Origin of the sequence: Shewanella sp. (assembly GCF_051658185.1) — a bacterium.
GTDB lineage: Bacteria > Pseudomonadota > Gammaproteobacteria > Enterobacterales > Shewanellaceae > Shewanella.
Genome location: NZ_JBOFMC010000427.1, coordinates 1 through 3,138 on the forward strand (window position 1 = coordinate 1; position 3,138 = coordinate 3,138).

Sequence of the window (3,138 nt, forward strand, 5' to 3'; positions counted from 1 at the left end):
GATGAGCGGATTATGGCGTCATCAAAAATTGATAAATTCCTCGATAAAACCCCCGCCCACTATGAAGTAGGCCAACAGGTCGACTTATTTATCGGTGGCACGACAGATTTAGGCTACAAAGCCATTATCAATCATGCCCATTGGGGCGTGATCTATCAAAACGAAGTGTTCCAAAAACTGCGTTTTGGCCAAAGAGTTAAAGGGTTTATCAAACAAGTGCGCCGCGACGGCAAAATTGATCTGGTATTGCAGCAAGGCAGTAAACAAGAGCTTGATAAGCACGCGCATATTATTCTAAGCAAACTCAAGCAAGCCAATGGCTTTTTAGCCCTTACGGATAAAACCGATGCCGAGGTGATTTACGATCAACTCGGTATGAGCAAAAAAGCCTTTAAAAAGAGCATCGGTGGCCTGTTTAAAGCCGGTAAGTTAAGCATTGATGACGATGGCTTACGTCTCACCGCGACAGAATAATGAACTGAACCTTATACGGCGTACGCAGCTTACGTTAAGGTTCGTGGTTTATTTGTTCAAATAGTCCGTCTGAACACGCCGTTTACCCACAAGCGCTAGGATATTCAGCATGGCTCTGTTATAACAAAGTCATGCTTTTTTCTTTGGAGCTTATATGGAACTCACGTTACACGAAGCCAGAGTGATTGGATGCCTACTTGAAAAAGAAGTCACCACCCCTGAGCAATATCCGCTGTCCCTCAATGCACTGACCCTCGCTTGCAATCAAAAAACCAGCCGCGATCCCGTATTAGAACTCACTGAAGCGCAAGTACAAGATGCCCTTGACTCATTAAATAAAAAGCGCTTAATCAGCGAGCAATCGGGCTTTGGTAGCCGGGTGGTGAAATACAAGCACCGATTCTGCAATACCGAATTTAGCGAGTTACAACTTTCCAGCGCGGCGGTAGCGATTGTTTGTTTGCTGCTACTTCGCGGCCCACAAACCCCCGGCGAGTTACGCACTCGCAGCAACAGACTGCATGATTTTAAAGATGTGCTTGAGGTTGAAGCTTGTATAAAGCAACTGATGGAGCGCGATAACCCCGTGCTAACCCAATTGCCACGAGAGCCGGGTAAACGTGAATGCCGTTATGCCGAGTTGTTTTCTGCAGGCGCGGAATATACACCGGCAGCCGAGGCGCCAAGGAATGCCGCGAAGCCGCTAAGTGATCAGGATAAGCAAGATCTACAAGCCAGAGTCACTGAGCTTGAATGCCAAGTGGCTGAACTAAAAAACAAGTTGGAATCGCTTATCGCATCCTTAACTTAACCGCGCGCGGGTAAATGTTCGCCATGCTTTTATCTGTAAGTGCAGCTTAGCTGTAAATGCCGCTTAGCCGTGAATACAGCCTAGCGGTAAATGCAGGCGAAGCTTTATCCGCCAAATACTATCGAGAAAGTGCATGACGCCAAACGCTCCCAGTACATTCAATAACATGCTGTTGATCGCAGGCTTTGAATGTCGCAAATTTTTGTTTAATCTCCGTGGGATGATTGCCCTTATCGCCTTTGCACTCGTATGGGGAATATTATTGCTCTACCCCATTCAAGGGGCATCGACCTTATTGATGCAGCCAAGCATTAAAGATCTGATCGATGGCCTCTTAGGCAACCAAGCGCTGAATGTGCTGTTTGACTGGCCCGTGGCAGAAATGGCCATCTTCTGGTGCTTTGCCTTATACCTCTTCCCGATGTTCAGCATTTTGATTGCCGCCGATCAGTTTGCATCGGATAAAACCCGCGGCACATTGCGCTTTTACACCTTAAGAACCAGTAAAGACAGCTTACTGTTTGGCCGATTTTTAGGGCAACTCCTGATCCAAAGCATATTAATTTTATTGACTATCATCGCCACCATCGCACTGGCATTAAGTCGCGATGCTAGCTTATTGCTACCGGCAATAAGCTCAGGCGCCTTAGTCGGCGTAAATGTGCTTATCGTCATTTTACCCTTTACCGCGGTGATGACTCTTTTGTCCCTCTATGCCAACACCGCAAGGCAAGCCATGGTACTCGCCACCATTTTGTGGACAGTCGTCTCGATTGCACTGCTGATATTAGGTAACGAGTCGCGCTTATTTGTAGGCTTACAATGGCTACTGCCTGGTGCCCAATTGTCAAATATGATCAACACCAATGGACTCAATAGTTTAGCTTACGCACCTATACCATTACTGCAAACCGCAATTGCCCTTTTCCTTGGCCGCGTTTATTTCCAAAGGAGTCAACTATGATCCTCGTTCAGTGCCAAGGGCTGTCAAAACACTATGGCAATAAAAAAGCCCTCAATAATATTAACTTAACACTTGAGGCTGGTGCCCCCATCGCCTTAGTCGGCCCCAACGGTGCGGGTAAAACCACGCTGTTTAGTCTGCTATGCGGTTATCTCACTCCCAGCGCAGGTACTGTCACGTTACTGGGTGAAACGCCCAATAGCCCTAAACTCTTAGGACAAATCGCCGCCCTTCCCCAAGATGCGACCCTTGATCCGAATTTAACCATTATCAGCCAATTAACCTTGTTTGGTCGTCTACAGGGAATGACTAGTAAACAGGCTGTGCAAGAGGCAATGCGGGTACTGCACTTAGTGGATCTCGCGGACGTGGCGCAGCAAAAGCCCCCCAGCCTTAGCCATGGGATGAGTAAACGCCTAGCGATTGCCCAAGCCTTAATCGGCTCGCCTAAGCTGGTCTTACTCGACGAGCCCACCGCAGGGCTCGATCCTGCCAATGCGAAAAACATCCGTGAACTTGTCAGAAGCCTCTCGCCCACCACGACCTTTGTGATCAGCTCACATAATTTGGATGAACTCGAAAAGCTCTGCGACCAAGTACTGTATTTAGATAAAGGCGAATTGGGCCAATCGATTTCAATGCACTCATCCAATCGCGGCAATGATTATTTCACCCTCACCATGCAAAACTGCGACAGTGAGTTGCTAATCAAAGCCGTTGCTCACATCGCAGGTGTAGTGAATATCACCTCAAAACAGCCCAATGTGTTTGTGATCCAATTGGATGATACGGCAAACCATAATTATGAATTTGAAACCGCCCTACTGACGTTATTTAAACAACACCATTGGCAATATAAAATGCTGCAGAAAGGCCGCACATTAGAAGA

General features: G+C 47.2%; 3 protein-coding genes and 1 pseudogene. All 4 read left to right on the top strand.

Annotated elements, in window-relative coordinates; translation table 11 throughout:
- A pseudogene (locus ACRCZA_RS15550) lies at positions 1-474 on the top strand (GntR family transcriptional regulator); the annotation flags it as partial.
- Positions 475-628: 154 nt separating this feature from the next.
- On the top strand, positions 629-1,285 hold the full coding sequence (locus tag ACRCZA_RS15555; RefSeq protein ID WP_438675301.1) for a YceH family protein: 657 nt from the start codon (positions 629-631) through the stop codon (positions 1,283-1,285).
- A 133-nt stretch (positions 1,286-1,418) separates the two neighbouring features.
- Positions 1,419-2,249 (top strand): ABC transporter permease subunit, encoded by an 831-nt coding sequence (locus tag ACRCZA_RS15560; RefSeq protein ID WP_438675302.1) that lies wholly within the window; start codon positions 1,419-1,421, stop codon positions 2,247-2,249.
- Positions 2,246-3,138 (top strand): ABC transporter ATP-binding protein (locus ACRCZA_RS15565; RefSeq protein WP_438675303.1); only part of this gene is annotated, 893 nt, incomplete at its 3' end. The genes ACRCZA_RS15560 and ACRCZA_RS15565, both read left to right, overlap by 4 nt.